Origin of the sequence: Paenibacillus dendritiformis (assembly GCF_021654795.1) — a bacterium.
Taxonomy (GTDB): Bacteria; Bacillota; Bacilli; order Paenibacillales; family Paenibacillaceae; genus Paenibacillus_B.
The window spans coordinates 5,752,083-5,776,849 of the sequence record NZ_AP025344.1; the positions used below are offsets into that span (position 1 = coordinate 5,752,083).

The window sequence follows — 24,767 nt, forward strand, 5'->3', positions numbered from 1 at the left end:
GTTCCTCCGCTCATTCAGTTTCTTTGCGAAACAGGGGAAGCAGCTTCTCCGCAATCTTGTCGGCAGCGACATGATACGTCCCTGTCTGTACGGCCTGCTTCAGCTCGGCAATACGCTCCTGGCGGGCCGGATTGTTTACCCGGTTTTGCGCATCCAGCATTTCCTTCGCTTCGGTCGATATCGTCAGTTCATCCTTGCGGGATGATTTCGGAGAGACTCTCCCGGCCGACTGCTGCTTCTGATAATATTGGATCGCTCCGACGCGCTGCGTTTCATTGATCTTCATCATTACACCTCGTTTCACACGGCAGACGGCCGTTCATTCCGGCTCGCATCCCGTCCTCATTCCAACTTGTTTCCTTCTATTGTAAGGCATATCCGTATACATAGACAAAACCGATAACCTTTACTAAGATTATCGGTTCCGTGTCAAGGAAAATTTAGTTCTTGTCAAAAGAAGTTCATGCCGCGGGCTATTTGTCGCGGGACGGTTCAAAAGCCTGGTACGCCCTCGTTCCGGAGGCCGCTTCTCCCTTGTCCGGCTCCTTCGCAATGCCCGCTTCCTGTATTTGTCGAACCAGCCTGTTCCGGCATGATTCGCACATATGCCCTTCCCGAATCGGGTTGCCGCACACTTCGCAATCATATGTCAAATTCGGAGCCTGGTATATTGAAATGCGTCCTTCCCGGATGAACTGCGTAATCTGGCGCGGGCTGACCTTCGTCTCTTCGCTTAGCTCATGCAGCGTCGCATGCCGCTGATCGCGCAAATAGGCCACGCACCGTTCATACTCCTGTTCAATCTCCTTCAGACATGCAGGGCAGATGTCCCTGAATGCCTTGGCGAACAGCCTGCCGCAGCGCGGACAATTGCTCAATTCCATCTTCTCGCCCCCTTATATGCCGTTGTATTCATCATAACTTATTCATCGACAGAAAACGAGAGGATTTTTACTAAAAAATGCGTGTTCAAACAGGGGCTTTTCAGCACCGAGAAGGTTGCAAGAACTTGAAGAAGGAGCAGCGGAATATAGGCGAAACGACATGAGCAGCGGACTTCAAGAGTGAATGCAAGATTCGATGCCGAGTTGCTTCCTCAATTGCTTCGTGATCAAAAGCACCACCTCTAACATTTAAGCTCTCGCCCACGTATAGCTGGCTATCTTCACCGGGATAGAAAAGGCGTCATTCAGCCGCGAGAGCTGACGGGCACAAGCGCGTAACGTGCTGCCAGTCGTATACACGTCATCAATGATGAGAATGCGGATATGTCCCCGCCGCTTAATCACACCGACGAAAGCCGAAGATAACGAACGGGCGGCCATGACCGGCGCATGCTTGTTCAACGCAAAGGCTTCGGCCGCACTGCGCTCTCTGCCCTTCCGCTCCTGCTTGCTCTGCTTCTCCCCATCCTGCTTCCGGTCAAGCAACCCTACGACTGGACGGATCCAAACCTGACCCAGCAGCCGCGCCAACCGTTCCGCCTGGTTGAACCCGCGCGCCTGGAGACGCGCAGCCGTCGATGGCACATAAGTGACAAGATCGGGCAGCATCTCCTCCAGTGGAGTTCCCCACAGCCAGTTCCTCAATCTTTGCACGGTCGAATTATCTTTCCCAGCCGCGACAGGATACACGGAGCGAAACAGCATCGAATAGGATGCCGTCATCATGGCCGCCATTACCGGCTCGTATCGGATATTCCCCCGGAACTTATACTCCGCCAGCCATTGCTTCATCGTTTCATTATATTGGACCACGCTTCGATTGGCAGACAAACCGTGAAAAGCTAACGCATCGCGAACACAGTCAGGACAGCGAATGCCCCGTCCGCATGACATGCATCCGATCCATTGAATCCAAGGGATATCCCGTAAGCATCCGCTGCATATTTCCTTCGTTAACGCTGCTTCTCTTCTCTCCTTATGAAAAGCGGCTCCTGACGTTCCTATCGCCTGGCTGCATACCTTGCACGGAATCGATTGCGGCCGCAGCACCTGCTGCAGCTTCCGCTCAAGCCAATAACCCTGCGCTGCCGGTTCAGCCACTTCGCCATCTCCTTCCAGTATAAGCGGACAGCAAATAACCATGCCTCCTCGCCAGCCGGTTCATCTCGCGAATCTGCCGCACCGCCCTGCGCTGCGCCCGATTCCATTGACGGGAACCGAAGACGACCGTGCCTGCCGGATCCTCCTTCGAACGTCCGGCCCGGCCCGCCATCTGGACGAGCGATGCTTCATCGAACAGCTTGTCATCCGCATCGAGAATGTACACATCACTCTTCGGAACCGTAACGCCCCGCTCCAAAATCGTCGTCGTAACCAGCATCCGAATATCCCGCTCCCGGAAGCGGAGCACCCGCTCTCCACGCAGCTCATCCGCTGCGGAGGTCCCCTCCACCCGAATCTCCGGAAATTGCCGCTGCAGGAGCCGCACGACACCTTCCACCTGCCGGATGCGGGTGATGAAGATAAATACCTGCGCTCCCCGCTCAACCGATTCCGCCATACGGCGGATCAGGCCCCCTGGGAGCGACCCGCGCGCCAGACACGTCGCTACGCCCGGCATCGGGACCCGTACCGGTACCGGCAGCGGATGCCGATGATACCGCACCGGCACCCGGGCATGCCGCAGCGTCCCGCGCCGCACTTGACGCTGCATCGCTTCCGGCGGGGTGGCCGACAGAAACACAAAAACGCCCCCTCGGCGACAAACTCGCTCTGCCGCGCGATGGAGCATGGGATCATTGTGATAAGGAAACGCATCCAGTTCATCAATAATAACGAGATCGAATGCCCGGTCGAACCGCAGCAGTTGATGAGTCGTCGCCAGCGTAATTCTGCCCTCGCCCCAACGGTCGGGACTTCCGCCATACAGCGTCACGACCCGCTCGTTCGGGAAAGCCTCCTCGATCCGCGGCTTCAGCTCCAGCACCACATCCCGCCGCGGCGTCGCCACGAGCGCCAGCCCGCCATGCAGAAGCGCATCCTCGATTAGCGGAAAGATCATCTCCGTATTGTTTCGCTTCCTATTATATAGGATTTCTTAGGGTAATCAGGCTTTAGAGAAATTAAGTTCGGATAATTTCGGATACTTTCAGGTACGAATATGGTCAAAATATGGTCACGGAAGGAAGGGTTCTATATGACGCTTGATGAACTAAAGGGAGTAATGAATAACGAGGATGTCCGCCGTCTCGAAATAAAGCTGCAACAAGGCGAAATTCTAAAATCAATCATAACAAAGTCGGAGCATTTTTATTCTTTTGAATTTTTAGTCGAAACGAAATACGGCAGAATTATCATTGCAGGATACTACAGCCCCTATGGTCTCACCTATATGTGTGACGCGAGCATCGGACACATTGAAACGCTCCTCGATTGGGCGAAATCACAATAAAGAGAAAGCCTCGGATCATTCCGAGGCTTTTATATTTCTCTTCACCGCTCGCTCAAAGGCTTTAGCTGCTGACTTGAGATGTTGTTCGCTTTCTGCCATGTCTTTGCTTGCATCATACTTAATAACTTTATCTGCGTCGTCCAGTTCAACCAAGGTCTTCGCGATAACGAGCCGCAACCCTACCGCCTTACTCAATTCATCCCGGTATTCCATTATATCTTGTCGATCGCTCGTCTCGAGAGTATCCGGGATTTTCATGTTATTGATATTCGCGACCGTAAGGCTGTAAAGTTTGATGAGTAAATCCATGTCCCCTCGGAATGCTTCCAGGTCGCCGTCGCGTTCAAGTCTCTCTATAGGTTCGATCATATAATACTTCCAGTTGTTATCAATATCGGCATTTATACTTTTCGCAAATGGTTCGAGATCATTTTTGAAATATTTCGAAAAACCACTCTCTTCCTTTTGGGACGACTTTTCAACCGAAGACGAAACAACATCCTTTGTATCGTCGGCCACGGAACTAAATGCAAAAAGGGCCATGGTTATCACCCCTAAAACGAAAGTCGCGATTAATGGTATTTTGTATGTACTGTTTTGTTGCTTATATAGGTTGATGCCCCAAATCGCAACTCCTATCGTCAGAATCAATAATACGTATTTGATTTCCAATATTATCCCCCTCTTTTTGGTGTTATCCAACATTTTACACAAACGGAGCAAACTTATCTATATACTTTCTTCTTTTGCGATAGCTAAGTTGTAAAATTCGCGAATTTTTAGCAGGATGGTTGTAGAGAGGAAATGTCAAGGGGTCTACTTTACACTTTTCGATGTAAAGCAAGTTACCCAAAAGCATACGGTTGTGTAAAGTAATATGGTATCTTATGTAACAAAGAGCCTCGGGACTAATCCCGGGGCTCTTTAGTTTCTGTCTGGCTTTCCAACCCTTCCCGTTCGATTTTCTCTTCGATGGCCTCCATGATGAAGGCGTTCCTGCTCTTCCCGCTTTTCGCAGCAGCCACATCGATTCTTTCGCGGTCTCCCTTCCGGCCCCACAATTTAATTTGATCATAGTTTGCCGAATTGTACTTATCCTTTGCTCTGGTCGCAGCTTTACCTTTCTTCTCCATAGCTTCACCCCTTTTCTGAATAATAACACAAAAAATATACTGTCACCAGTATAAAAACACTTGATTTATATAGTGGTACCAGTATATAATGAGGGTATAGAAAGGAGGTGAGCACATGGCTAAAAAGAAAAAACAGACTCGGCCACCGCAACCGCCACCACAGCAAAAAGACGACCGAGTCAAGGTACGAGAATGGGTCCTGCTTCTCACGGCTCTGGCCCAACTCGCAACCGCCGTCATTTCCCTACTCCGTTAGGATGGGAAGCTACTCGCCCCTTCGGGGGCGGGTAGTGGCTCGGTCGTCCAACTCAAGTATACCACAGCAACAGAAAGGAGTGGATATGCGGATGAAAAAGGCGGACATCACAATCGTGTTGCTTGTCATTTCAATCATCCTCAACACTGTAACGTTGATATTAAAGTGAACCATACGGGGGCATCTGCCCCCTCTCTTATATAAATACTATGGAGGCAGAAGGCTATGAATCCATATGAAAAGGTGTTCCGTGCATTTGTATCTGAACTTGACGGGTCTGATTTAATGCAGCAAGCTCATACGTTTTACGTCGGACAAGTCAGCAACATATTGGGATGGACCGATCTTACAGATTCGAGATTGCTCGCTGAGATTCGTACGCTAGATAATGCATTCCGGACGATCGTTAGAAGATAAGCAAGGAGTTGTAGGGGCCGCGGTATACTACCGCGGCCCTTTTTTCGGAGGAAAAGACACCCCAATAGTGTCTCCAATCACGATGAAGTTATGTTGACCTTTTTTCCCTTTCCATCCCATTTCACTTTGGCGCCGGCTGCCTCAAGCACCGCCCGAACCGGAACATAGGCGGTATTTCCGATTAGAATCCCAGCCTCGTCCAACTCGCGACCGTCGACAGTGATTGTCACGCCGTCGGCCGATTTATCAGGCTGCTTCGGTTTATCCATTGCGTTCAACTCCTTTTGTACCATAAGTTTAAACCGCTCCCAGGCTGTCCATTTACCTCCGCTGTACATCAATCTAGGACAAATCTTACCCGACCAATCAAAGTGCCGTCTCAGGCGATCTACGCCCCATCCACGCTCATATAGCATACGTGCTACGAGTGCAGCCGCGTTTTGAAGAGTCTTACCGTAGTTACCGGACTCACAGATTTCAATGCCGATAGACTTCCGATTGCCATTGCCGTTACCATCACCTGCGTGCCATGCATTTTCGTTTAGCGGCAGGACTTCGATTGCTTCGTGTTCATCCACAACAATGTGATATGATGCTGTCCGCTTGTTTGACGGGTTCGTGAGCCATCCGCGCTCGTTCCGAGCGGTAGACGACGGATTTCCTGTGTTATGAATTGTCAGCGTTGTCGCGTCCATCTTGTTCCCAGGACGCCGATCATACGGCGTGTTACGCGGAATGTGATCAACGATATAGTTATACATGCTCATCTTTTTCCTCCCCTCCCTTTGCTTTCAGAACTTCCACGGCCTTGATAAAGACTTTCGGCATCGGTACGCCCAAGCGGCCGCCATTTTCGATTATCGATAGCAATTCATTAGCCATATAAAAGAAAATCGCCGCATCACGAAGCATGTGTTGATCGCCCAAGACAGTATCCACCTGGTGAGCCACCGCCACAACCATGAAGATAAATATCTTCCGCGCAATGCCGATCATGCCGATGCTGCTTTTCAACTTGCCTTCGGCCCCAGCAGCCATGACACCCGTCACGTAATCAATAGCCACAACAATGAGTAATATCGTTAGCAATGACGTCCAATCTCCATACAGCGCGACGAGAACACCAAACATCCCAGCCGCTCCACCAGCCGCTAGTTGCTTCGGCGCGTAGTCTCCTACAATTTGACTCAATGCCATAACTACTTTTTCCATGTAATTTCCCCCTCAATAAAATAGCCCCCGGATATCCGAGGGCATTATGATTTCGGTATTTTCAAATCCTTCGTCAGTTCGATGCCGATGCGTGCCAATTCGTTGATTTCTTCGCGCAGTTCACGAAGCTGCTCTTCCTTCTCCTTCTGACTTAGGTTTCTGTCTGCCTCGATTGCCTTCATGACTTTCCGTGTGTTAGACATTGATTCAGATAACTTGTTCAAGCGCTTGCGCGCCCCATCGGAATACCACTCTGGAAGCTCGCCTTTTACACCGCGATCAGCGTATGCTTGATCCAATTTGTCCTTGACGTCGTAAAACCGTGTAGAGAGTTTGTTGCTGTAAGTAGGGTCAGTCACAAATTGAGCACTCAATTCCTTGAGTGGATTGCCCGCAGGCGCCGCCCCCGGAAGTATGGCTTTTCCTATCCCTCCTAGATACTGCTGCATGATGTAGTCATATTGCTTTGGCGATCCGCCCATAAGCTCAGCAGTTTTACGCGCTAGGCCGCTTGTCTTCTCGTCGTATTGTAATTCCGGCGACAAGCGCTCAAGATACCCAGGCACGATAGGAGATCCCGCGAAGTTTTGGTTCATCGCTAGGTCGACGAATGGACCGCCAATCGTGTCCCGCAGCGTACCCAGCGCTTTTTGTGGAAGTCCACCCTTGGCTGTCAGCCCACCTTCCAGTCCAGGGAGAGAAAATGTCTTCACAAGTAATGATGCAAACTCATCCCATGCATCTGGATCTTCATCTGCAAATTGTCGCATCAGCCTTTCTGGTAAGCCTGAAAACAACACGCCAAATTCCCGAGGTTTAGCAATGCGAATAAATTTCTCCCCTCCATCTATCGGGATAAGGAAGAAATTATCCTTCGTGTTCTCTGGCAGTTCTTGATACCTCGGGTTATCTCTGTTCATTGCGTAAAGCACCGCTGTCGGTACAGTCATCGCTAGTGTGGCTTTAACAAGAGCTTTCACTGGGTCGTCTTTAAAAGAGCGCACGAATCGATCCAAGCCCTGTACGGCAGCATTGAAGTAAGGAAATACCTTGTCTATTTCTTTGGTCAGCGCACCACGGCGCTTGAAATTAACAGCCACTTCCTGAGCCTCGTATAGTGCCTTCTGCAACTCTTCCGGTGTGCTTGAACCTCGTAATCGTTTAAACTCTGCCAGCCGACTCATGGACTCCGTAGCGGACAAAGCGTCCTCTAATTTGGACCATAGCCAGCGCGGGCCTGTCCGAAGTCGCGAATAATATGTTTTCGGTAGAACATCCATCTTACTTCGCATAAGCATGTTTCTGCTTGCTACCTGTGATGTATGCCCACCGCCGATGTTTTTGTATTCCTTCCACGCCTGTTTGTTTCCGAAAATGTCTATTGCAGCCTTCAGGAAGTCGTTCACGAAGGCCAACGGATTCCCCGTTGATTTCGAGAATACCCACGAATCACCTAGGTCTCGCGTAATGTTTCGCGCCACGAAATAGGGGTTAACCCCCGTCGTGAACGTCTTGAACATGTTCGTGAGCTTGCCTACCTGATCGAGCAGCCACGCCGACCGTTCCGGTCCCAGCGCCATTGCAGATCGAAGCAAGTCCTTGTCCTTGATCTGCACATGCACCGGTTCCCCGTCTACAAGCACGCGAACAATATCATCCGTATCAAGATTGGTCTGCTTGAACGCTTTATCGTAGTCTTTCGCAACATCGTCCAGCAGCGAACCGATTCCGTCATCCAGCATCTTCTTCAGGTCCCGAACATCGGAAAAAGACTGCACAATCTCCGCCCAGTCTTGGTATGCTTCAGGATCTTGATTCAAACGTTGGACAAATTTCTGCATGACCTCGTTCCGCTTTGCAGCCTTTACAAAGGCATCCGTATTCTCGATGATACTTTCAATCGGCGAAATGATCTGACGCGTCGAGCCTTTCTTATTGAATTTCTTTACGGGCACTGACTGGTTGGCGTACCCTTTCTTTGCTCGGTATCCGGCGCCGCCTTTCTCGATGTTAGAGAAATACCGTTTGTTGGGTACGTAAAAAGGATTCGCTTCAAACCAGGCATTTGCTTGTTCCTGCGAGATCATCCCCGTATCGACCAACCATTTTTGTACCATTGTTCGTTGATAGTCATACAAGTCTTCTGCTATCTGGTTGAACATCGGATACTTCTGTTCGTATTGTGCTATTTTCCCTTCAGCTATCTCGGGATTCCATTTGACCTTTTCGCCGAATACTTTCTCGCCGCGTTCTGCGCGCGTGATGGCGTGCCGATTTAGAAGGTAGTCCTCGAATTCTGCGTACCGGTTCAACGGCAGCCCAGCCAACCGTTCCTTCAGGGAGCGGCCGACGACTTGCCCATTCTTATCAACTAGCCCTTCCTTGACTATCTGGCTCGCAATCATATCCGCCCCGCGCGCGTTCAGGGCAGATGTATGCACCCTCTCGGATGCCTTCAACCGACGGCCCAGCACCTTCTCCGCAAACTTGTCGAATCTGTTGAACGCGTGGACATCATCGACAAAGTTCTGATAAAACGTATCCTTCTTCGTTCTGACGTCAAGTTCTTTTTGTGACCTGGAGCGTATCTGTGACATCGTATCCTCAAGAGATGCACGCTCGTAAGGCGTACCCGCCTTCCCGAATGCCGATATACCCATAGGCTGCTGCATCTCTTCTAGGGATGCGTCTAGTTGTTCCTTCAGGGTATGTTTTGGGGATGGCTCGGTTGGAGGATTCAGCGGCTCTGGAGTCGGTGCCGCGGCCTCTTGATTTCGTCGAAGTCGCAAAAACTCTGGAATGTTATCATTAGGACGCGGCGGCTCGTCAAATCCAGTTCTGCCTACTCGCTCGCGCGCCACCTCATATAACTCTTTGTTCGTCGGCCGACTCTCGCCGAGTTGAGCAACAGATTCTTTGAGAGCCTTATACTCGTCAATGATCGCTTGTTCGTGCTTCATTTGCAGATCGTTCATGGCATTGTCGATCTGCTGCAGCTCTGGACGGCCAGCGCTTACGTTTTCTGCTATCGCCTTCGTTTGCGGAGGGCTGATTATCGGCTCCTCACCTACCGGCAGCCGAGACCGTTCCGCAGCGGCTGCCATACGCGTTTCTTTGCCAGAAGGCGGCAAAGCCAAAATTTCTGCTATCTCCTTTTCTGGAATGCCGTTCTTCTTCATTAGGGTCTTGATACCCTGGCCTATACCATAGGCGGCGACATCCCCCAACGCACCCAGACCGGCACCAAGGCCGGCCGCTAGTGCGATGTCTTGAGCATCAGTTTCCCCACGCATCCCCGACTGAGCTACGTTTTGGATTGCTCCAGCGGCAGCACCCCGCAGTCCTGTTTCCGCCAACTTCTGCGCAGTCTCAGGCTTAAATACTTTCCCGATCTGATTCGCCGCTGCCTGCGTAAGCTTCTGTCCTCCAGGAGAGAGCAAGGCGGCATCTGCGGCGCGATATGGACCACTTAACAGGTTCGTCCCCGGGGCGCCGCCTGTGGCAGCATTCAGACCAAATCCCGCGATGCCACCGCCTATATCGGCCACAACATCCGCGATCTTCGATCCTGTCTCTGGCTTCGGGGTTACAGTCGGCCCGACCATCCCCGCCGCCGAGTGTCCGGCACGGGTAACAAACTGACCCGCGACGTTTTCATATAACAAGCTGTCGATGAAATTCGCAACCGGATCGGCAACAGATTTAACGGCGGCTTCGAATCCGTTTCTTGGCTGTATTTCCGCCCTGCGTCTGCGGTTGATGTCCGCTTGCGTCTCTTTTGGCCGCGCCGGGGAGACAATACTATTCCCCAACTTTTCCAACTTGCTAGGCTGCCTTGGAGGTTGCAGCAAACTCGAGCCTTCAAGTGGATTCAACGCAGTCAACTCTTTTGGTAGTGCAGCGCGCGCCTCTCTCTGGTATGGGTCTATTCCGGCATTCAAGTCATCGAAAAACTGTGCCCATTTTTGCATCTCGGGATCAAGCTGTTGGGGCTGAGGCTGCGACTGTTGAATATACCCGCCCACATCATCCCTGTTTTGACGGTAGATATCGCGGTACATTTTGATCTGGTCTTTCTGCGATGCCATAGCCTCATCCCCTCAGTTTGTTGTAATAGCTTGTTACTCCTGGAATCCAGTGTTTATTTTGACCACGCGGGTCATTCTTTGCCCCTACTGGAGCGTACTTCTTCCCAATACCTTCGATTGAAGTAATACCTTGGTCGATGTAGTTCTTTTTCAAGTTCCGGGCCATTGCGTCAATTCCCTCTTCAATGCTCTTAAATGACATGAGCTTTGTCCAATTCGATGATGGGTCCATCATGCCGCCCAGGTTGTACTTGTTGCGGGCGGCCGAAGATGTACCGTTCCCTGTCTCATGAATACTGATCGCGGCCAATAAAGCTGGGTCTATCCCATACTTGTTGCCATACTTAACAAACAGATCGCCTGTACCTTGCAGCACACCGCCAAGCGAACTATTCAACGAAGCCCCGCTAGCATTTCCGCCGGCGGGGCTCGTCAGTTTGGGAGCCGTACTCCCATCAATTGCGCTACATATGCCTTATCAGCTAATGACATATTAGCTGATGCTATGACACGTCCGATTTCTGCTCTTTCGGTATCGGACATATTCTTTGGAATGTACGGTCTATCTGGGTTTTGTTTATCTCGAACCCCGAACTGCTCGGTCAGCATATTCACAAGCGTCTTAGGATCCATCGTGTAATTCGGTTGAGTCGTCCTGTTTCCGGCCGTCGCCATGTCATAACCGAATCGCGCCTCATCAAGAGCAAGCCTGTCTTGTCCCATCTGGTACTGCTGCTGTTGTCCAAGCTGCCGTAACGCATACTCTAGGCCAAACTGCCGCACGTTTTCGTTGAATTGGCGTTCCTGTAGTTGGTTCTGGAAGAGTTGTTGTTTCTGGTTGAATTGCTGTTGTTGTTGGGCCAATTGCTGCTGCATACCGCCCAATGTTAATGGCTGATCTCCGCGCTTAACTTGCCGCTGGTAGCCTGTCCAGTCCTGCTGCGGATAGAGCATGTGGCCGCTCAACTGGCTCCACGCAAGCGCAGCGTCGTTGTTCGCTTGGCGTTTGGCGAGCGCCATACGATCCCAGTTTAGCGCGATGTCGTTTTCCGCTTGTATCTTTGCCAGGTCCATCTGCTGCCCCGCCAGCGTGCGGATACCCATTGGGGCCTGCGCGCTATTAACGTTGGCGCCGTATAAATCAGGATTAATGCCCAGCGATGCGAGTTGTGCCCGGATACCGTCGGCCTGTTTCGATTGTTGTCCCGAACCAGTCACCGCCTCCCGGGCCTCGCTGGGTAAATAGACGCCAGTCAGTTGCGCCTCGTCCATTGGACGCTGTACGTCATACTGATACTGACGTGCAAACAGATTAGCCAAGTCATTGATGCGGTTACGCTCAGCCTCCTGCTGCGCGCCGTAATTCATCTGTTGGAGTTGCAGATCACGAGCAGCCTGATCCGAGTAACGCTGATACGCCTGCTGTACAAGCTGCGGGATGACCGTATCTGATACCCTCGACATCTCGCGGGCCCCGATCTGGTTGGCTACCGTTTCGGAGTACGAGGACTTGCCCTGTCCGCCTGCGCGCAGGAATGCATTGGTATTGGCCTGCTGATCCGCGATGTTCCGGCGCGCTGTAGAGAGTGCGGCCTGATATGCCGGATCGGAATCGGCATTGTAGGTAAACGGCTGCGGCCCGGAAAATTGAAACGTCTGACTCCCGCCCTGCTGGCCCTGCCCCATGATCAAATCCTGCATGTACCCAAGCGTCTGATTAATTCGGCCAGGCCCGTAGTTTGGCTGGGAATATGGAGTCTGGCCGTTGTTCGTTTGGCCCCGAACGTTGTTTGCCGCTTGCGCTATAACGCTTTTCGGTTCGTCTTTCTTGACGATAGACCCTTGTACGGTTATTGCCATTTTGCCTCCCCCCTATCAAATCGTAAACCGTTTTAGTATCTCGGCGTTGTCCTTGAATACCATAGCTAAACCTTTGCCAAGCTTCATAACTTGTTCTTCCTCTAATTCGAAACACATGAAGTCTTCCAGCCCATGAATAATTTCATGCATTAACGTTTCTCTTTTCTGCGCCTCGTCCATGTCTTTGTCAATTCTTATTTTCCTGGCGAAGTAATCAATTTCTCCAGCACGGGGAGTGAATTTATTTACGCACTCCACTTCTTCGACATGATATGTGTAACACCCAATTTTAATGTCGTTTACCATAGAATAATCTCCTTTCATCGGTTATATTTGGATATAGAAGGAGGTGAACACAATGACGAAGCCTTTAAAGCCAGGAACTACAACTCCTAGATCCGGCCAGTATGAAGTAGTAGGGCCGCGCGGAGGCAGTAAGGGCAGGGAAGTCACATCCACAAAAGGCAACCCACTCCCTCCAACGCAAAAATCAGGCGAAGGGTATAAACTTGTAGATCCTACAAAGCACAAGAAGTAATGAACAAAACCACCCCGCATTGTTGGGTGGTTTTCATATGAACATTCAAAAGAAAAAGGAGCCTTATTCGGCTCCTAATTCCTTCAGTCTATTGTCGATGCGTTCAAGTTCTTTTTCGCTGTCCTCAATTCGTTTCAAAAGATTGTCGTGCCCAGTTTTTGAACTTTCATAAGCTTTCTTATATGGGTCAATTAATTGTTGGTCATTAGTTCTGGAAACAATATCATCATATTTTTCTTTAGCTTTCTGGAGATAGGTAATTGATAATTCAATATTTGAGTTATCCTGTTCCAATTTGTTTTTGATACTCTGTCTTTCTTGCTTTAATTTTTCAATCTCTTCTTCTTTTTTCATTGCATCGATTTGTTTTTTTACTTCTTCCGCTATTTTGTCATTGTCCGTAGATGTAATTACTACTTCCTTGTTTTCCACTTTAATATTCAACCCCAATTCTTTCGCAACATCCCGAACAGGCAAATAGCTCTTCCCTTCAACCACGGCTGCAGTTCCTGCTTGCTTGCCGTCGATTTTTACAATCATTTCTCCATCAATTTTTTTGCCTATCACAGAAGACGCTGCACCATATACTTGAGGCGAAAGCATGATTAATGCGCCAACAATGACTCCAGAAATAAATTTTTTCATCGTCATCCCTCACAATCATTGTTTTTGGTAATTATATCATGTTCGCCGTAGGTACAAAAAGGATTTACTTTCATTTACCCAATGCTTCTTTTAAAGTTTGTCGATCATCTTCGCTGTAAATATCATCCCAACTTTGCACAACTACTTTTCCTGCTGGAATCAAAAAAATATTGGCCCCGTTTATATTAACATCAGATGATCCGGCCTCTATATAAAACCCAGCACTTCTATGACTCAATAAGGTCATTGCTTGGTTATTGGTAAAGGACAAGAGCGGCACCCCTAATGGTCCGTATGCCACCATTTTAATAGAGCGACCACTATCCCCCTGTGCCGCGAACATATTTTCTGTATTCGACATTTCACAGCGAGGGTATCCACTCTGCCTTGTAGCGATATAGGAACCGTAGATCTGGATGGATTCAATTAGCCCTGCCACGATATGGCCCAGGTTAGCCGAGATTGCAGACAGTTCCTTGACGTCAATTTTTTCTGCAATTACTGCGCCTGCGTTGATCTTATCCGTTGTAATAGAGTTGGCCTTCAGGTTTCGCGTCTCAATTGATTCAGCCCGGATGTTTTTCGAATCGACATTCCCGTTGATAATGAACTCCAGATCCTTAGCCATGCGGGCCGTAATGTCCGCTAAATTCTTGGTATAGCTCAATAGTACGTCTACTTCCTTTGTATTCGGCGGCGCCGAAATCCTCGGCATGTCACTCCACATTGCCATAGTACATTCCCCCTTAATATAGCGGCAGTTGTCGAGTCTGTCTGGTGAACTCGTGAATACGTGCCCAGCCAGTCCCCGAAAAGCGTACCCGGATCCAATTCTCACGCGCGAACTTCGCTACCGGTATAATAACCCTACGCACTTGAGGCGCCGATCCACCTGATATGGATTGAACATGTACCCAGTCATCCCCGGAGATAGATGGCGAAAGATGCACGTCCATGCTGCCGATTAGTTCAACCACCAGCCACATCTTATACCAGCGTTGCTTCATGGCCGCTGACACGCCAGTAAACGGCTTCGTCGTTACCGACCATGGAATAGCATTGCCGTGATCCGTCGTGTCTCCCAGACGCAATACACGGCCCTCTGCATCGCCAATATAAAGCTGATTCTGCATCGTGACAAAATGTGTTGCCGGGATCCCGCGCCAGATGCTCCATGCCTGGACGCCCGGGCGCGGATCGAATACAAGCAGTTGATCAGGCGGCAGCAGGAAATACAGCTTTGTGCCATCTGAGCCGGCCACGCTTTCAGGTGTGATGTCGGAAATGAGTTTACCAATCACGTCCGAGAACGTCTTATTTGGCAGCACGCCGCCGCCGTATTCGTAAATGCCGGTCCGGTGCATGAACCTCATGAATCCCTCTTGCGTCACAGCGGACTTGTTGTTGATGAGGCCCATGTCTTCCGTAATCAAGCGCGTGTTGAAATCGGATGGTAGCCCGCCGTACAATTCATGAAGGCTATTCGGCATTCCAATCGTAAGCTTCGTTAGGCTGCCGGTTAGCATATTGATGTCTTCGCCGCGGCTGCTTTCCATGTCTTTCACATAACTGTCATCCTCAAGTCCTTCGAACTTCTGCCACTCAGTGGGACGGTCAAGCGCACATGCATGTAGCTCCTTCCCTACAGCGCACCAGAGGCGATTCTGGTACGTTGTGATGTAATTTCCCTTGTCCGGGGCTCCACTCAAATTCTGGACCGTTTTTCCGTCATAGCGCTTGATAGGATCGACGCCATTACTTGCTATCAAATTGATATCATCCAAGTTACCCTGGAAACTCGTAAAGGACCAATCAGCCGATGTATTTAACCCGCTGGCGAGTTTGTCCCAACTAGTACTATTAAACCTCCATCGCCACCAAGTCCCATCATTATGAATTGCATGTAACTCCTTATCCTTCCACACACCTATGCCCAGAACCTTGGTGCCCATGTCTCCGATCCTAGAATAACCAGGCCTTGTCACGATGGCCGGGTAATCATCCGTTGTCATATTTACCGTGTCGGTAAAAAAGCTATCTTCTAGTGTCAGGGGATCGAAGGTGCTAACTCCGCGAAACTCTCGTATGGAAATGGGTTGCATGATGCCCGGCAGCGGCTGGTAATTCGGTGTTGAATACTGAACCGGCTTCATATAGATTCACCCACTTGATAGTTCTGGGCTGCTACGTTCCATGCAGCCTTGTACTGGGCCTCATAGTTAGCCGCCTTTACGCTGTCATCCTGCGTATTAGCTATGAATGCGCATAGCCCCGGAATGAACGTCCAGTGATATTCTTCTGGGGTGTCCGGTGCGGCTGCAAGGGTAGCGCTGCTGAAGGTTGTGGTAGCTATACGACGATACCGTACAATCCCCTGCATGTCCGATTGGTACGGTGCAGGAGTGAGTACAAGCGTATGTGTCTCGTCGTCGATCATATAGCTATTCTGCAGCGGCGCCACATCCTCTGTTTGAATGCTCCGGTATTGGATCATGCCCACCATGCACATATCCGTATTCTTCATGCGGACATCGGCAGGCAGTGAGTATACGTTCTGTCCGGCCACCGAATCAAACCATGCCATTTTTGGTATTTTCACAACGTTGAAAAAGTCATGATTCAGCGCATTAAGCCATATCACCTTGTCCGCGGTAGGCACCTCATTCGGCACTAAGATATCAGCTTCGGTAATGATTTCGCGGAGGTTCAAACTACCACCTACCTATATAAAAATTGCGCCTTACCATAGGGCAGGCGCTTATTGCTTCGTTTCTATGATTTCTTGAAACTCTTCTTCTGATATATACCGCGGTACGTAGGATTGCAGCTTCTTCTCATCCGCGAATCCCTTGCGCCAGCAATCCACCAAAAACGCATAGAATGGACTCTTCATTAAGCATTACCTCCTGTATCCATAATGCCCATGAGGGCGAGTTGCATTGCGTCTATCTGCTTTCGAAGCTCTGCATTCTCTTCCTGGAGCTTCTCAATCGGCCCCGGCTCGTACCGCTTGTTACGATCTTCCTCATAGACTGCCTCATATTCTTCGGTTGTAATGAGCGTAATATCTTTGTGCTCTGGGATGTCATCCTGTTCCGTGATGACGTAAAAATCTCTTGTACCAGCGAGGTACACCTGAGTCCCGGGAAGGAATTTATGGATGTCTAGCCCCTTGTAATCGTAGTCACCGCCGTTAACCCCCACAACATTAGTAATCTTTAACCCTATCATATTCATTCCTCCCATCATCGGTATGCATGAGCGGCCAAGAAGTCCATTGCCCGCCCTACCGTAACTTCCACACCCCCATGACTGCGCTGAAGGATGTTCCGTTACGCGTTATTATGGCCAGTTTATTGTAGCCGTCATCTGTATAAACTGCCACAAATGCCTTTGTCTTGCTGAGCCAAGCTCCTGTACCCAGGATACTGTCTACTTTGCCACTCGCCAATTGGAAGAGTTTTGTGCCCGTATCAGATAGTATAGAGATAGGGTCACGACCATTTATGATAAATATATTTGCCCCATCTCTGCACACATCAATTGCGTAAGCAGCATCTGCATTTGTTACCTTATTTTTTGATATCCTTGTACCATCGAGGTTATAGACATAAAGATAGTAATCAGTAGATCCGCCGTATGTGGCAAATATCGCCACATTCTCGCCAACAGCGCCTTGCTTGTCTTGCAAATTCATGGAGTTCTCTCCTGCATCGGCTGCTAACGGCGTATCTCTCACGACAGTTCCCTGTTGATTAACTTCCCGCAGTACCATATTAGGTGCTGTTACTATCCCGGTTTGTACGACAAAGAGGAAATTGTCATTGCTGTTGATAAACCCTTTACCGTTGTTATTGCCTGCTTGACGGTTATACTTCGATAGGAATGCTTCAGAGATGTCCAGCCCGCCTGCGGCTTGCCGGATGCCTCTAATTTTGTTGGCCAGTACCGCCCAGCTATCACTTGTGGACGCAGATCCTCCCAAGGAGTTGATGGCGTCCACCGTCTGTTGCTTGGCATCAACTCCAGATTGCTTTGCCGCTAGAGCTTCGTCGTAGGCTTTTTTGACGGCGTTTGCTGTGGCAGCCAACGTTGATGATGTACTGTTGAGAGCATCCGAAAGTTGAACAACGCCCTTGGCTCCAGTCGAGGCAGATGGTAAACGAGCGGCCACAATTGTTCCAGAAATGATATCAGAGGCATCATGCGTGTGTATCAAAGGTGCAGCATATGCCTTTGCATTGGTCTCGGCAGCGTCACAATCTACTTTTCGAGCGATGTGCTCATCCTCTGTAGGGGCCCCAACCTTTGCTTGTCCCGCACTATCTCGTCTAATGATCCTATTGGCGGTCGCCTCTTCAGTTGCGCCGTGGACAAGCGTGGCGTTCTTGTGCGAAGTCAGTGACCCATCTAGTTCCCCTATTCCATTTACATGTTCTGGCGACATCAAGCCGCCCGTTGTTGAAGTCGCATATGGGATCACGTCCGTTCCGCCTGGGAGGTGTGTTTCTGCGTGCGGCCCGGGCGTTGCGTTTCCTGTGGCTGTAACTTTAACCTCACTCGTGCTAGGGTCCGTTGTTATTGTAATCCCTGTGCCGCCAGCAATCCGTAGGGCGTCAGTCTTTGTCTTAGCGGTTACATCCCCCTGACCGGTTACCTTGACGGCTGAGAAAGCGTTCTGATTGACCTCCGCCCCTGCTTGTATGCCATTCAGTTTGTCGTGGTCATCCTTTGTGACGTGTATGTTGGCATCCGCTTTGTGTGCGTCAAGATCATCCTGGACGGTATCGACCTCTGATTTTCGGGCAACGTCGGTTTTTGCTGATGGAGTTGCTGCTTTAAACCTTCCCGATGCGTCACGCTGCACGAGTGTTCCCGGGGTTGCGGACGCCGTGCTCTCGTCAAGTTTGGCCTTATCGCTGGCGGGCATCAACCCCTTGGTTGTTGCTGTCGCCTCATCTGTGCTCGCCTTAGCGTTCCAAGCTGCTTTTTCTGTGTCAGACACAAACCGATTATTTGCATCCTGCGCGATGATGGAAGGCGGATGCGTTGCCGGATGGACATAATGATTAGCCCTTTCCTCTATTCCATCCAACTTAGCCTTATCGAGCCCTGTCATAAATCCGGCCAGTCCATTAGGTACAGCATTGGCATGAGCCGCGCCACCAGTTCCGATATGCGCATTCAGTTTCTCGTCTGAGTACGCCTTGGCGTTTGCCTCTGCCTTGTCTGCCTTTGCCTGTGCCCCTAATGGTGTTTCCCATTGGGACTCAACCTGACCGGCAATGTCTTCGCTTGTATTGCGCCATGGGTAACGGCTCATGACATTACCACCTTTCTTTGACGGCGTAGCGTTCCCATCCGCTATTCGCCGTTTGATAATCATTCAATAGTTGCTGATACTTCATTTCGTGCTCATCGTTGCCACTAATCTCTCGTAGTACCCCATAGACAAGGACCATATCATAATCAGGATCAAACCCTGTTGGCTTATCCATATCGCCCAACGTCAATTCTTGTAGGACTGGTACGTGAAAGATTTTCAAACCGGTCGCAGCATCTTGGGTTGGCTCTGGTACGAGGCCGATCATGCCCGCGGTAAAGTAATAATACGGCGTGTGAGGCGAGAGCTCGTTGAACTGTCTGAGCGGTATTCTGCGCCACTCTCCACTACCACCATAGGCCGTATCCAAGATATCCACGTCCACCACATTTCCGGGCGGGCATGGCGGGATGTACTTGGCCTGGCCTTTATGCAGGTCGATTGCAGTACATACCACATCCGCCTGCTGCTGCGCGGACCCGTACAGACGGATCAGCCGGTCCCGAACCTGTGTTACCTTTCGAACGATTGAGCGCGGGGAAAGATAGTTATTTGGTGCCTTTTCCTGTATTTCCTCCACGACCTCTTTTAACAGCACCCGAATCACCTTCCTTTTCGCCTACGCGCTGCAGTAGATCGGCAAGCAATTCATTTGTCTGTCGTTGCGCTTCTACGAGCGCGTTTAAGGCGTCAAGTTCATCACGATACATGATATATATCCCTCCATACAAGAAAATAAGGGAGCCGGAGCCCCCCTATTCTACCTTGTGGCCGTAGATGAACGAATAGTTCGTATATCCATACGCCCAACGGCCGATAGCTTTATATTTGGCTACTTCTGTATCGAAATCGGTCATTGTGCCGTTTTCAACTTTCCGTCTCCATTGCCAGATGTTGAACCGTTTCATTCGGGCGGAATCTACTGCGAACCAGTTTTTGCGGTACTTCGGCGAAATGAACGGATTGACAATAACTTTGATGTTGCCCATGTACATGTTCGAATCGAAGTTATTGCTGCCCGGCTCATATTTTGGCAGGTCGGCGTCAGGCAGCCCAGCGATCTTGAATGCTGCCCGGGCATTGTACGGAGCGACAATCAGCGTGTCAGGAATGACAGCCAGCGGATTGCCGCGATCGTCTTTCCATTCCTGCATAGCAACGGCCGTTTCATCCCACGAATCAATTGTAAGCGGCTTGTTCCCAAGGTTGGACTGTACATCGGTGTCGTTCGTCGGGCTATATGGATGATCGGCAGCACACAACGGCTTTCCATCTGGACCCAAATAGTTATCCATCCGGCCGCGCCAGTTAGGCCCTGTGCCGACAAATGCATTATTCAGGAACTCAACACCCTGCAACTGCTGCGTCTTGTATACAGCATCCGCCAAGGAAGCAATTCTACGCTTAATCTCAGTCAATTTAAGGTCATCGACAAAATCCTTTTCAATGATTCGTCCGTCTGAGAACTTCCGGTTTTTGATGACCTTCTGCCACAACTCATCTACATCTTCGTAATAGACCTGATTGTTCGAATAGCTCCATTCTTCCATCAGGCCCTCTGCGCCGATGCCTTCGTAACTCTCCATATCTTTGTTCGATGTCGTAACGTTGTACAGCATCGGAATATAGTCTTTCTTGTCTTTCTGCTCCAATGAGTACAGTTCCTTAAAGATTGGTTCCAGTACTCGCGGATCCCAACGAAGTTTAGTTTGCATGTGTCAATTCCCCCTTATGAAAATTGCCGCTTCTTAACTTTCACGCGGCACGTCTTGTTATTGTCGTTTACCGTAAGTACTGCTAGTGGGCCATCGGCTACAACGGCAGCATCAGCAGCTAGACCATCGGCAGCCACGGCTACCGCATCGGCCCCGGACACAAACCCGGCATCTGGCGTACCTACGAATGGTGCATCGTACCAATCTCCTTCGCGAGCAAGGATGATCTCACATGGGCTATCCTTTCCTGCTGCGATGTTTGATGTCAGAAAGCCGGCAATTGCATCGGTTGGCCCAGCCTTTGTAGCTCGCCCGTTTACGACCTTCACGGCCTCCCCCGCATATCCAGCTTCATTGTCGGTCATTATAATCGATGTCACCCTCGTTGGGTCCTTGCCGTAATCGTTGTACACATACTTAAATCCTTGTGGCATGTCTGTTCCTCCTATTCAAAGTTCTTTGCATACTTTTGCGCTTTCTTTGGATCAATGCCAAACAACGCAAATCCTGCCATCAGTTCCTCCGGCGCTTGCGGTTCCAGTTTCGCGCCCGAATCTTTCAACACGTCAGCGCGCTTATTTAGCCGCTGTTGTTTCAGCGTGGCCTGCTCTGCGCGCCTGCGCTCGTCGGCAATAATGTTATCCCGGTACACCAATTCATAGGCGTCAATCGGGTCATAGCCACGGCGAATGCGGCTCTCCAACTCCGGCGTCATCCAGGCCGCGCTTCCGTCTTCATTCGTCTGCTCGAGCAATTGCGGATACTTCCGAAATAGAGCTTCCCAAGATTCCGTCTGGCGCCGACTCTCTTCTTCTTGCTTTCGCAGCTCACTTGCTAGCTTGTCCTTCTCCAGTACCTCGCGCGCCTGCTGTAACGCCGGATGGTTTTCGAGGTACTGATCAACCAACTCCGGGTCAAGGCCGGCATTTTCCGCATCCTCGCGAATCTGCTGCTTGAGCGTGTCGAACTGTTCTTGTTGACGCTGGATCGCCTGTTGCTCGATACGGTCAAGGTTCGCAACCAAATCCGCGTGGTCTTTGAATCCCTGCTGCTTTGCAATCCGGTCTAGCGCCTGCTCGTACTGTTTTGCCCGCCCCTCAATCTTGTCGTAATTGAGTCCTTTGCGGGCGTATTCTGGGATCTTCTCTTCATCGATAAACACTTCTTCCTTGTTGTGCTTGACGGTGATCCCCTTGCGTTCTTGCCGCTCTACAGGTTCATCATCTGTGGGGGGATGCTCGTCCTGTGGCTCGCCTTCTCGCTCTTGCTCTTGTACTTCTTCCGATTCCTCCGCCGGATAGTCCAGTCCGAACGCAGCGTATGCATCCATCATGGACTGCCGATCGTCTGCCTCTGGGTGGGCTGACACTTGCTCTGTGACTTCTTCGCTATGGGTGGCGTTTCCGTCTACATCTAACATGTTCTTTCCTCCAATCTCCTATGGGTGGGAGCTGATATAAAAAGGGCTACCACTGCACTGTGATAGCCCTGCTAAGGCAACATAGGGACATTGCCCTGCTGCGCTATATTCATTTGATTGGACATGTCATGCATAAGCTTGATTGCTTCCATGTCCATCTTTTGCTGCTGAATAGATTGATTGAATTGTTTGTCTGCCTGTTCTTGCTGTACACGCTGATCGGTCATCTGAGCCAACGCTTGTTGCAATGCTGCGTTCTCCTGTTCAAGCTGCTGCGCCTGCTGCTGGGCCTGTACAAACTGCTGCTGTAGTCCTGCCTCCTGCTCTATTCTCCGCTGGATGACATCCATAGGTTCCATGCGGCCCGTTTGAATGACAAAGCGGACTGCCTCCGCATCAATCATCGGGAGGCCAGTAATAGGGTCCTTGGCATTTAACAAATTGAATGCTAACTGCAGCCAGTACTCGCGATCCTGTGGCTTGTCTACCCCGATATGCACGTTGATGTCAAACTCGGGTACAAATTCTTCCTGTACCGGACGTACATCCGGCATCATCTCGCCCGTTTCCGGGTCTGGTATTTGCTCACCAACTTCATATTGAGATTCAACCCGGCTTATAATTGAATCCCTACTTATAGACACATTTCGACCTGTAACGCGCGCGATTCTTTCATTGGTATAAAACTGGGCTATTAGCTCCACATACTGGGTAAACACATCAACAAGCGCCTCGCTTATCAGGTCAGACACGGTGTTGAGGCGCGTCCCCGCAGCAGCCATAAGAGCCTTTGCCTGCTCCCCCGATGTTACCCTGGAATCAGCTTGACCATTAGAGCTATCAAACTGTCCCGGTATCTTTTGTAACATCTCGTCGTAATAGTTAAGCATGTTAAATACCGTGCTCGGGACGTTTACTCCCTGCAGTTCTTTGACCCCATTCAAGGAGCCTGTACGCACGGGTAACATCGCACCTTCCATGCTCCTTTGTTCCTGCCACACTCTCGGCTTCGCGATGGCCCCTTCTTCGTACATGATTGCGCTGTTTCCTTGTTTGGCCATTGTGGCAATTGCTATTTCAGCGTATTTGTTCTTAAAGATCTGCGGCTTAATCATGTCACGCATGAAGCCCTTGCCCCACAGGTTGCCTTCCTCAGGATATAAGGTACGTGCTGTGAAAGGGTACTGCCCGTGATCGTATACATACGCCTTGTGTTCCAGATACACGCCCGATGTGCTGATATATATACAATGCACGCCCTCCATACTGCCGGATGCCTTCGCAAACATCTCGGACGGGTCAATGCCTTGCGAAAGCTTCTCTTCGGCCAACTCCCGGAATAGTTCCTTGTCTTCCTTGGATACCAACTTAGGCAATCCTCTGTACCAGTATTCAATCAGGCCCGATGTCTTCTCGCTTACGGCCGTACTCATGGATGACTCGCCACCCGTTGCATCGTACGTATCCGTGCTGAAAATCTCGACATCCGCTGACACGTTATCAGGCAGCACCTTTGTGCCTTGCTTCGGCCATCGTCTCTTGAAGTATTCCAATGGTCGCCGCGTGTGGATGATGATCGCCGACATGTCCTGTAAGTGGATAAAGTCCGTCACACGCGGATCGGGAAAGAAACTGCCCAAATCAACCGGAAGAATATCATTGCGCCCCTGCCAGCGATGCATACCGCGGCCGCCCTCTACGGTTGGATCAAATATCGTCTTGTATATGAGCGGTCCATGTATGACGCAACGCCGGACCGCCCTTGTATGTTTGTGCCTGAATTTAATCTGGCGCAACTCATACGGCATAAAGTCGTTCAGGTCCCGCGCCTTTTCCTCGTCTGCCGGCTCCATCGCCGTATAGTCCGGGTATGGCATCCATCCCGTCAGTTTGCCTACGATGGATTCAATTTGACTGAATGCCACATTCTCCACCGCATCCGGTCGTAGTTTGGATACAGCCTCACTACGAAGCCCGCGCCAATGGTCCCCCATGTAGAAACGCTGCTCTTGCTGCCAGATGCTTTCCATCGGCTGCCGCGCAGCTTTAAAAACCTGATAATCCTGATATACGGTATCCCATAGTTCCTGCTGTTCGAGCGTGTTCGGGTTTGTGTTGTCCTGCTTTTCGCTGGACGCATCGGAAAATATACCTTTAAACTTATCCAGTATCTTCACATCTTGTCACCGTCCGGTATTGTGCCATCATCAAACCAACTGATCGGCTTACGTACGTGGATATCTTCGATTGGTTCATATCGCGCCATTTTTATAGCTGCGTAATCTGCAAAGTCCTTAGCCATCAGCCTGTCATTCAAATCGCGTATAATCTTATCCTGGGCCTCAATACGTAAACACAAAAAGATGATGACCAGAACGATCACCGCTATAAGTGCATATTCCATCATGTCACCGTCCTAACCAAGATAAGCGCCCAACTGTTTCAGGTTCTCGTACTGCTCCATCGTAATGCACTTGCCAAGTTCCCCAAAGAACAGCCTTGTTCTCATTCGATACAAACCGTCGCATTCGCCTTCAGGATCAAGAACTTCCCTTAGGTGTGGCATAGCTCTCACGTATACGATCATCCCGTCATGTTCTTGAATTGCCTTTTGGATCTCCTGAAAATGCTCGTCTACAATTCCGGCGCCGCCTTCAGACCGGATAATCACTTCATCTACACAGCCAACGTCTTGACACGATACTGTAGCCTTCCTGAACTGGCTTAAATAGTCTTCCAATTGACTTAACTTCATTGTTATCCC

General features: G+C 50.2%; 27 protein-coding genes and 1 pseudogene. 1 reads left to right on the plus strand and 27 read right to left on the minus strand.

Annotated features, from left to right (window positions below; genetic code table 11):
- Positions 1-10 precede the first annotated feature (10 nt).
- From flgM to L6439_RS25600, 4 genes and pseudogenes are all read right to left on the minus strand, one after another.
- The gene (gene flgM, locus L6439_RS25585) at positions 11-286 is read right to left on the minus strand and encodes a flagellar biosynthesis anti-sigma factor FlgM (protein WP_168179127.1); all 276 of its coding nucleotides are present in this window, start codon (positions 284-286) and stop codon (positions 11-13) included.
- A 187-nt stretch (positions 287-473) separates the two neighbouring features.
- Positions 474-884, minus strand: coding sequence for a TIGR03826 family flagellar region protein (locus tag L6439_RS25590; protein ID WP_168179128.1), 411 nt, complete (start codon positions 882-884; stop codon positions 474-476).
- Between the two features lie 249 nt (positions 885-1,133).
- Positions 1,134-2,045 carry a ComFC family protein gene (locus tag L6439_RS25595; protein ID WP_168179129.1) on the minus strand — a complete coding sequence of 304 codons (912 nt, stop codon included), beginning with the start codon at positions 2,043-2,045 and terminating at the stop codon, positions 1,134-1,136.
- Positions 2,038-3,012 (minus strand): annotated as a pseudogene (locus L6439_RS25600) (helicase-related protein); the annotation flags it as partial. The gene L6439_RS25595 and the pseudogene L6439_RS25600, both read right to left, overlap by 8 nt.
- A 129-nt stretch (positions 3,013-3,141) precedes the next feature.
- Between L6439_RS25600 and L6439_RS25605 the strand changes: the two are divergent.
- Positions 3,142-3,396 carry a hypothetical protein gene (locus L6439_RS25605; RefSeq protein WP_213471292.1) on the plus strand — a complete coding sequence of 85 codons (255 nt, stop codon included), beginning with the start codon at positions 3,142-3,144 and terminating at the stop codon, positions 3,394-3,396.
- 15 nt (positions 3,397-3,411) lie between these two features.
- On the opposite strand, the gene L6439_RS25610 is transcribed toward L6439_RS25605, so the two are convergent.
- From L6439_RS25610 to L6439_RS25715, 23 genes are all read right to left on the minus strand, one after another.
- Complete coding sequence (locus L6439_RS25610; RefSeq protein WP_213471293.1) at positions 3,412-4,068, minus strand: hypothetical protein; 657 nt, start codon at positions 4,066-4,068, stop codon at positions 3,412-3,414.
- Positions 4,069-4,304: 236 nt separating this feature from the next.
- Positions 4,305-4,529: a ribbon-helix-helix protein, CopG family gene (locus tag L6439_RS25615; protein WP_213430223.1), complete on the minus strand. Its 225-nt coding sequence runs from the start codon at positions 4,527-4,529 to the stop codon at positions 4,305-4,307.
- 750 nt (positions 4,530-5,279) lie between these two features.
- Positions 5,280-5,969, minus strand: coding sequence for an N-acetylmuramoyl-L-alanine amidase (locus L6439_RS25620; protein ID WP_213471784.1), 690 nt, complete (start codon positions 5,967-5,969; stop codon positions 5,280-5,282).
- Entirely contained in the window at positions 5,956-6,414 is a 459-nt protein-coding gene (locus tag L6439_RS25625; protein WP_213471785.1) for a phage holin family protein, read from the minus strand. The genes L6439_RS25620 and L6439_RS25625 overlap by 14 nt, the downstream gene beginning before the upstream one ends.
- A gap of 44 nt (positions 6,415-6,458) precedes the next feature.
- Positions 6,459-10,502, minus strand: a complete 4,044-nt coding sequence (locus tag L6439_RS25630; protein WP_237096646.1) for an LPD38 domain-containing protein — start codon at positions 10,500-10,502, stop codon at positions 6,459-6,461.
- Positions 10,503-10,506: 4 nt separating this feature from the next.
- Positions 10,507-10,899, minus strand: a complete 393-nt coding sequence (locus tag L6439_RS25635; protein WP_237096647.1) for a glucosaminidase domain-containing protein — start codon at positions 10,897-10,899, stop codon at positions 10,507-10,509.
- 35 nt (positions 10,900-10,934) lie between these two features.
- A complete protein-coding gene (locus L6439_RS25640; RefSeq protein ID WP_213471776.1) occupies positions 10,935-12,362 on the minus strand; it encodes a hypothetical protein in 1,428 nt (475 codons plus the stop codon).
- Between the two features lie 15 nt (positions 12,363-12,377).
- Entirely contained in the window at positions 12,378-12,668 is a 291-nt protein-coding gene (locus L6439_RS25645) for a hypothetical protein (RefSeq protein WP_213471796.1), read from the minus strand.
- A gap of 295 nt (positions 12,669-12,963) precedes the next feature.
- Positions 12,964-13,545: a hypothetical protein gene (locus L6439_RS25650; RefSeq protein WP_213471786.1), complete on the minus strand. Its 582-nt coding sequence runs from the start codon at positions 13,543-13,545 to the stop codon at positions 12,964-12,966.
- A gap of 70 nt (positions 13,546-13,615) precedes the next feature.
- Positions 13,616-14,278: a hypothetical protein gene (locus L6439_RS25655; RefSeq protein ID WP_237096648.1), complete on the minus strand. Its 663-nt coding sequence runs from the start codon at positions 14,276-14,278 to the stop codon at positions 13,616-13,618.
- A gap of 13 nt (positions 14,279-14,291) precedes the next feature.
- Positions 14,292-15,698: a hypothetical protein gene (locus L6439_RS25660; protein ID WP_213471765.1), complete on the minus strand. Its 1,407-nt coding sequence runs from the start codon at positions 15,696-15,698 to the stop codon at positions 14,292-14,294.
- Positions 15,695-16,255, minus strand: a complete 561-nt coding sequence (locus L6439_RS25665) for a phage adaptor protein (protein WP_213471764.1) — start codon at positions 16,253-16,255, stop codon at positions 15,695-15,697. Before L6439_RS25665 ends, L6439_RS25660 begins: the two co-directional genes overlap by 4 nt.
- Before the next feature lie 48 nt (positions 16,256-16,303).
- Entirely contained in the window at positions 16,304-16,438 is a 135-nt protein-coding gene (locus tag L6439_RS29395; RefSeq protein ID WP_269155951.1) for a hypothetical protein, read from the minus strand.
- A complete protein-coding gene (locus L6439_RS25670; protein ID WP_213471763.1) occupies positions 16,438-16,776 on the minus strand; it encodes a hypothetical protein in 339 nt (112 codons plus the stop codon). The genes L6439_RS29395 and L6439_RS25670 overlap by 1 nt, the downstream gene beginning before the upstream one ends.
- A 55-nt stretch (positions 16,777-16,831) precedes the next feature.
- Entirely contained in the window at positions 16,832-18,868 is a 2,037-nt protein-coding gene (locus L6439_RS25675; protein WP_237096649.1) for a tail fiber protein, read from the minus strand.
- A gap of 4 nt (positions 18,869-18,872) precedes the next feature.
- Entirely contained in the window at positions 18,873-19,466 is a 594-nt protein-coding gene (locus L6439_RS25680) for a phage adaptor protein (RefSeq protein ID WP_213471762.1), read from the minus strand.
- The gene (locus L6439_RS25685) at positions 19,417-19,578 is read right to left on the minus strand and encodes a hypothetical protein (protein ID WP_213471761.1); all 162 of its coding nucleotides are present in this window, start codon (positions 19,576-19,578) and stop codon (positions 19,417-19,419) included. Before L6439_RS25685 ends, L6439_RS25680 begins: the two co-directional genes overlap by 50 nt.
- Positions 19,579-19,623: 45 nt before the next feature.
- The gene (locus L6439_RS25690; RefSeq protein ID WP_213471760.1) at positions 19,624-20,583 is read right to left on the minus strand and encodes a Mu-like prophage major head subunit gpT family protein; all 960 of its coding nucleotides are present in this window, start codon (positions 20,581-20,583) and stop codon (positions 19,624-19,626) included.
- 14 nt (positions 20,584-20,597) lie between these two features.
- Positions 20,598-21,017, minus strand: a complete 420-nt coding sequence (locus tag L6439_RS25695; RefSeq protein WP_213471759.1) for a hypothetical protein — start codon at positions 21,015-21,017, stop codon at positions 20,598-20,600.
- An 11-nt stretch (positions 21,018-21,028) separates the two neighbouring features.
- Positions 21,029-22,003, minus strand: a complete 975-nt coding sequence (locus L6439_RS25700; RefSeq protein ID WP_213471758.1) for a hypothetical protein — start codon at positions 22,001-22,003, stop codon at positions 21,029-21,031.
- 71 nt (positions 22,004-22,074) lie between these two features.
- Positions 22,075-24,180, minus strand: a complete 2,106-nt coding sequence (locus L6439_RS25705; protein ID WP_213471757.1) for a portal protein — start codon at positions 24,178-24,180, stop codon at positions 22,075-22,077.
- Positions 24,177-24,410, minus strand: a complete 234-nt coding sequence (locus L6439_RS25710) for a hypothetical protein (protein ID WP_213471756.1) — start codon at positions 24,408-24,410, stop codon at positions 24,177-24,179. The genes L6439_RS25705 and L6439_RS25710 overlap by 4 nt, the downstream gene beginning before the upstream one ends.
- A 9-nt stretch (positions 24,411-24,419) precedes the next feature.
- Positions 24,420-24,758, minus strand: a complete 339-nt coding sequence (locus L6439_RS25715; RefSeq protein WP_213471755.1) for a hypothetical protein — start codon at positions 24,756-24,758, stop codon at positions 24,420-24,422.
- Positions 24,759-24,767 lie beyond the last annotated feature (9 nt).